The sequence below is a fragment of the Microcystis sp. M165S2 genome, assembly GCF_020245885.1.
Taxonomy (GTDB): Bacteria; Cyanobacteriota; Cyanobacteriia; order Cyanobacteriales; family Microcystaceae; genus Microcystis.
In genome coordinates this window covers 1-5,816 of the sequence record NZ_JADBTZ010000452.1, presented here as the reverse complement: position 1 = coordinate 5,816, position 5,816 = coordinate 1, and the positions used below count along the sequence as shown (strand labels likewise).

General features: G+C 44.1%; 3 protein-coding genes and 1 pseudogene. 3 read left to right on the top strand and 1 reads right to left on the bottom strand.

Annotation, left to right across the window (positions count from 1 at the left end):
* Positions 1–313: 313 nt before the first annotated feature.
* The 3 genes from glpX to IM479_RS22180 all read left to right on the top strand — a co-directional run bounded on the left by glpX (position 314) and on the right by IM479_RS22180 (position 5,546).
* Positions 314–1,351, top strand: a complete 1,038-nt coding sequence (gene glpX, locus IM479_RS22190; protein WP_287687199.1) for a class II fructose-bisphosphatase — start codon at positions 314–316, stop codon at positions 1,349–1,351.
* 184 nt (positions 1,352–1,535) lie between these two features.
* Positions 1,536–2,822 (top strand): glutamyl-tRNA reductase, encoded by a 1,287-nt coding sequence (locus tag IM479_RS22185; protein WP_287673147.1) that lies wholly within the window; start codon positions 1,536–1,538, stop codon positions 2,820–2,822.
* A gap of 261 nt (positions 2,823–3,083) precedes the next feature.
* Entirely contained in the window at positions 3,084–5,546 is a 2,463-nt protein-coding gene (locus tag IM479_RS22180; RefSeq protein ID WP_287687197.1) for a BsuBI/PstI family type II restriction endonuclease, read from the top strand.
* Positions 5,547–5,693: 147 nt separating this feature from the next.
* On the opposite strand, the pseudogene IM479_RS22175 reads toward IM479_RS22180, so the two are convergent.
* Positions 5,694–5,816: pseudogene (locus IM479_RS22175) on the bottom strand (IS630 family transposase); the annotation flags it as partial.

Genomic DNA, 5,816 nt, shown 5'->3' with positions numbered 1-5,816 from the left:
TTCCCAAATGCGTTTAACCGCTATGGGATAGAGAGGTGCGTAGTTCACCCAAGGAGAATCAATCTCTCGAAGTAAAAGTGAAGGGAATTTCTGAAATGGAATTCAGTCTGTCTATATTTGACTATACTTTTACTAACTATCCATAACTGAGATGGAGGGGACAGTGCCGGCAAAAACTCCCTAGCTAGACCAGTCTCCTCCAGATGATCTGCATAAAAACTTAAGAATGATCCCCGTCTGGTGATAGACTTTTGACTGTTAAGGAAACAAACTCACTAGATAAATATAGATCAGCTGTAGGGAGGATCATCGAGTGGAAAGTACGCTAGGGTTAGAAATTATCGAAGTGGTCGAACAGGCTGCCATTGCCTCCTCGAAGTGGATGGGTAAAGGCGAAAAAAATACCGCCGATCACGTCGCTGTAGAAGCGATGCGCGAACGGATGAATAAAATCCATATGCGCGGTCGCATCGTTATTGGAGAAGGGGAAAGAGACGAGGCTCCCATGCTCTATATTGGCGAAGAAGTGGGTATCTGTACCCAAGTTGATGCTAAACAATATTGTAATCCCGACGAATTAGTCGAAATCGATATCGCCGTCGATCCCTGCGAAGGCACTAACTTGGTTGCCTACGGTCAAAATGGTTCTATGGCCGTGTTAGCGATCTCCGAAAAAGGTGGGTTATTCGCCGCTCCTGACTTTTATATGAAAAAATTAGCCGCTCCCCCGGCAGCTAAAGGTCATGTGGATATTAATAAATCGGCGACGGAAAACCTGAAAGTCCTTTCCGATTGTCTCAATCGTTCGATCGAAGAACTGGTGGTAGTAGTTATGGATCGTCCCCGTCACAAGGAATTAATCCAAGAAATCCGCAACGCCGGGGCCAGAGTTCGTCTGATCAGCGATGGTGACGTATCGGCAGCTATTTCCTGCGCTTTTGCGGGAACTAATATTCATGCTCTCATGGGTATCGGTGCCGCTCCGGAAGGGGTAATCTCGGCGGCGGCTATGCGTTGTCTAGGCGGTCACTTCCAGGGACAATTAATCTATGATCCCGAAGTGGTCAAAACCGGTTTAATCGGCGAAAGCAGAGAGGGTAATATCGCTCGTCTGCAAGAAATGGGCATCACCAATCCCGATCGCGTTTACGGTTGTGAAGAATTAGCCAGTGGCCAAACCGTCCTCTTTGCCGCCTGTGGGATCACCCCCGGCACCCTGATGGAAGGGGTACGCTTCTTCCATGGTGGCGCTCGTACCCAAAGCTTGGTTATCTCCACCCAATCGAAAACCGCGCGCTTTGTCGATACCGTTCACCTGTTCGACCAACCCAAATACATTCAACTGAGATAATTCTCTGACCCGGTGGGGTGGGTATGGCTCACCTCGCCCCCATTGGTAAAAATATATAAAGTTTTTTTTCAAACATCTTTTATTTGCATCCCGATGGGGACTAAATTGCAACAATTAGAGACATAACGCACTGATCTTTATCAATAATTTTTGTAGCCTGAGCAACATTTGTAGGAGAACATAAATGAATATTGCTGTAGTGGGCTTGAGTCACAAGACAGCCCCTGTGGAAATTCGCGAAAAATTGAGTATCCCGGAAGCGAAAATCGAGTCCGCTCTTACCCACCTCAAGGGTTATCCCCATATCCAAGAGGTGGCTATTATCAGTACCTGTAACCGTTTGGAGATCTACGCCGTGGTTACGGATACGGAAAAGGGTGTGGTGGAAATTACCCAGTTTCTCGCTGAAATCGGGCATATTCCCCTTAATGTCCTGCGTCGTTATCTGTTTACCCTGCTGCATCAGGATGCTGTCCGTCATCTGCTGCGGGTGTCGGCCGGTTTAGAAAGTCTTGTCCTCGGTGAAGGGCAAATTCTCGCTCAAGTTAAAAATACCCATAAATTAGCCCAGAAGTACAATACTATTAGTCAATTACTCGATCGCCTGTTTAAACAAGCGATGACTGCCGGTAAACGCGTCCGCACGGAAACCAGCATCGGCACGGGAGCCGTATCGATCAGTTCGGCGGCGGTGGAGTTAGCCCATGCTAAGGTGGCAGACCTCAGCAGCAAGAAAATCGCTATTATCGGGGCAGGGAAAATGTCCCGATTATTAGTTACTCACCTTCTGGCTAAGGGTTCTCAGCAAATTGCGATCGTTAATCGCTCCCAAAGACGGGCCCAGGAGTTGGCCCGTGAATTTCCTCACCTACCGCTGCAACTATATGGCTTAGAAGAAATGATGGCTATCGTAGCGGCATCGGATATCGTCTTTACCAGCACCGGAGCCACGGAACCAATTTTAACTAAAACTTTATTGACAGAAGTGACGATTTCTGCTATGTCCCTGATGTTAATCGATATTTCCGTTCCCCGCAACGTCCATACCGACGTGAAGGAATTGGCACAAGTGCAAGCTTTTAACGTCGATGATCTCAAAGCGGTGGTTGCCGCCAATCAGGAAAGTCGCCGTCAGATGGCCAGGGAAGCAGAGGCACTCCTAGAGCAGGAAGTGGAAGCTTTCGAGCTTTGGTGGCGTTCTTTGGACACTGTACCGACAATTAGCTGTTTAAGAAGCAAAATTGAAGATATTCGCGAACAGGAATTAGAAAAGGCCCTCTCCCGTTTGGGGACGGAATTCGCCGAAAAACACCAAGAAGTTATCGAAGCGATGACCCGCGGTATCGTTAATAAAATCCTTCACGAACCCATGGTACAATTGCGCGCCCAACAGGATATCGAAGCGCGTAAGCGCTGTTTGCAATCCCTGCAAATGCTCTTTAATCTCAGTGTCGGGGAGGAATATAGTTAGAGTCCGACAATTGACAAAAATTAAGGGCGATTCTATTGGTCTGTTAAGATGATTTTGCGGGATTGGGAGCGGATAATTTGGCAGTATTCCCCTATCCACAATTTCAAGATTGACAGACCACTAAGCGGTTGACTCTCTAAATTACTCGTTAAGACTGTCCATGAGTGCCGGAGTTGGCAGCAGGGAGCGGTATAATTGATAGTTAGGTGTACTGGGAAGGAGTTCTGTGGTATTGATTCATAACTGCTACTAGATGACCAGATGGCAACGTTCCTTACTGATTCTGCTGATATAGCCAGAGTCTACTACTCTTCAAGATTGAACTTGAAACAGCGTAGTCAGTTGGGTCAGTTCTTGACCCCCGCAACTGTTGCGCGTTTCATGGCAGGACAATTCAACAATCTGTCTGGTCATATTCACCTTCTAGATGCTGGGGCTGGAATTGGAACTTTAACTGCTGCTGTAGTAGAGCGGTTACTGGCAAACCCCGATCAGGTTAGTAGTTGCAGCATTACAGCATATGAAGTCGAACCAGTCTTCTTCCCCTCGCTAAATCAAACCCTCACAGAATGCTGTGCCGCTTTGAACGGAAAAGGAATTCAAGCAGATTATTGCTTGCGGGAGGAGAATTTCATCAAAGCTAGTAGTGAAATGAACTTGCCACTCTTTAAGAAGGTAGTTCCAGGCTTTACTCATGCGATTCTGAATCCACCTTATAAGAAGATTCACAGCCAATCAGCAGAAAAGAAAGTTCTTGCAAGTATTGGGATTGATACTGTAAATCTCTACAGCGCATTTGTTTGGCTTGCCATCGTACAACTTATAGACGATGGCGAAGTGGTTGCGATTACGCCGAGAAGTTTTTGCAATGGCAAGTATTTTCGCCCTTTCCGAAAAGCCTTCCTAGAATACATGAAACTAGATAAAATCCATATATTTGAGAGTAGATCAGCAACCTTCTCAGAAGATGAGGTATTACAGGAAAATATTATTTTTCACGCCCTAAGATCTAAACAAAAACCTAGCACTGTAAAAATAACCAGTAATTCTGAGATGGCATTAGACGAGATTTCAGAATCTAGATATGCTTCCTATGACGAAGTAATTGATCCGAATGATTCTGAACAGTTTATTCATATTGTTACAAATTCTCTCAAGAATTCCTTGAGAGTTCAAATGAATAAAATGCCCTGTACATTGGATGAGATAGGCTTAGAAGTTTCCACTGGTCCAGTTGTTGATTTTCGCCTGAAATCGTCTTTAAGAAACCATTTGAGTGATAGAACTGTTCCCCTACTTTATCCAGAATCTGTAAAAGTAAGGAAAGTAGTATTTCCTCCTGATAATCCCCGCAAGCCCATTGCGGTAGAAAAAAATAACGAAACAGAAAAATGGTTAATTGAGCCTGGCTGGTATGTTTTAACAAAGCGTTTTTCATCCAAAGAAGAAAAGCGTCGTGTTGTTGCTGCTGTGTGTTCTCCTATTGGTTCAAAATCTCTAGGTGTCGAAAATCATCTTAATTATTATCATGCTAAAGGCAGAGGAATGCCTCCTGATGTAGCTAAAGGGTTAGCCGCATTTCTGAATTCAACTTTATTTGATAGCTACTTTCGTCAATTTAGTGGACATACACAAGTCAATGCTACCGACCTTCGTAGGGTTAAGTATCCATGTAAAAATGACTTAATCCAAATAGGAGTTCAAGTTGGGGACAATGACTTAAACCAAGAAGAAATCGATCAAGTTGTACATGAAGTTCTATCAATTATGGATGAAGCAAGCACCGCAGTTCAAGCAAACAAACGAATCGAAGAAGCACTTACAATTCTCAAGGCTATCTCTGCTCCTAGAGCGCAACAGAATGAAAGGTCTGCACTATGCTTACTTGCGTTAGCAGATATTCAACCTGATAAACCCTGGAGCCAAGCTACTGCACCAAAACGCGGAATTACAGAAATGATGGATTGGTTCCGTGATCATTACGGAAAACAATATGCACCAAACACACGCGAAACTGTTCGAAAACAGACAATGCATCAATTTGTGCAGATGGGACTGGTGGTTCAGAATCCAGACAAACCAGATCGACCAATTAATAGCCCTAGGTGGTGCTACCAACTTGATCGGCAAGCGTTATCACTGCTTCAAGTTTATGGCTCTGAGCAGTGGGAAGAAGCTCGTAGAAATTACGCGGTTTCAGTTACTAATTTGTTGCAAGCCAGGAATCGAAATTTGTCCATGATTCCTATAACCTTGCCCGATGGGCAGGCGATTCAGCTTTCGTCAGGTGGGCAAAATATTTTAATTAAAGACATCTTAGAAAGCTTTTGTCCAAGATTTACGCCAGGGGGCGTAGTTCTATATATTGGCGATGCTGGTGATAAATTTATAATCAACAAAACACAAAGATTCCGAGAAATGGGAATCGAATTAGATCCTCACGGAAAAATGCCTGATGTTGTGGTGTACCACACACAGCAAGATTGGCTTGTCCTTATAGAAGCGGTGACGAGTCATGGTCCAGTGAATTTGAAACGCCACAATGAACTAAAGCAACTTTTTCAATTAAGCTGTAAGGGTCTTGTCTTTGTTACTGCTTTTCCCAGTCGTAGGGAAATGACTCGTTATCTTGCTGAAATTTCTTGGGAAACAGAAGTTTGGGTAGCTGATCAGCCCGATCACATGATTCACTTCAATGGAGAGAGATTCCTCGGTCCATATTAGAACCCAGAAAAGCGTTCTTAAAGATATCAGTTGTGAAAGTAAACCTAACTTCACCGTTAGGTGGCTTAGGTTTTCTATTGGGACAGTGCTTCTAGGTTATTTTTGCTCCTAAATCCTGTTTTGCAAAGCTGATAAGCTTTTACGCATTTAAGTTACATTGACAGCATTACCCTTATTTTTAAGCTTTCTACTCCATTTAATAATCAATCCCCCTTCATTTAAAAGCTGATTGACTACTTTTTCCAGTTCTTCTTTATTTTCAAATTCTCG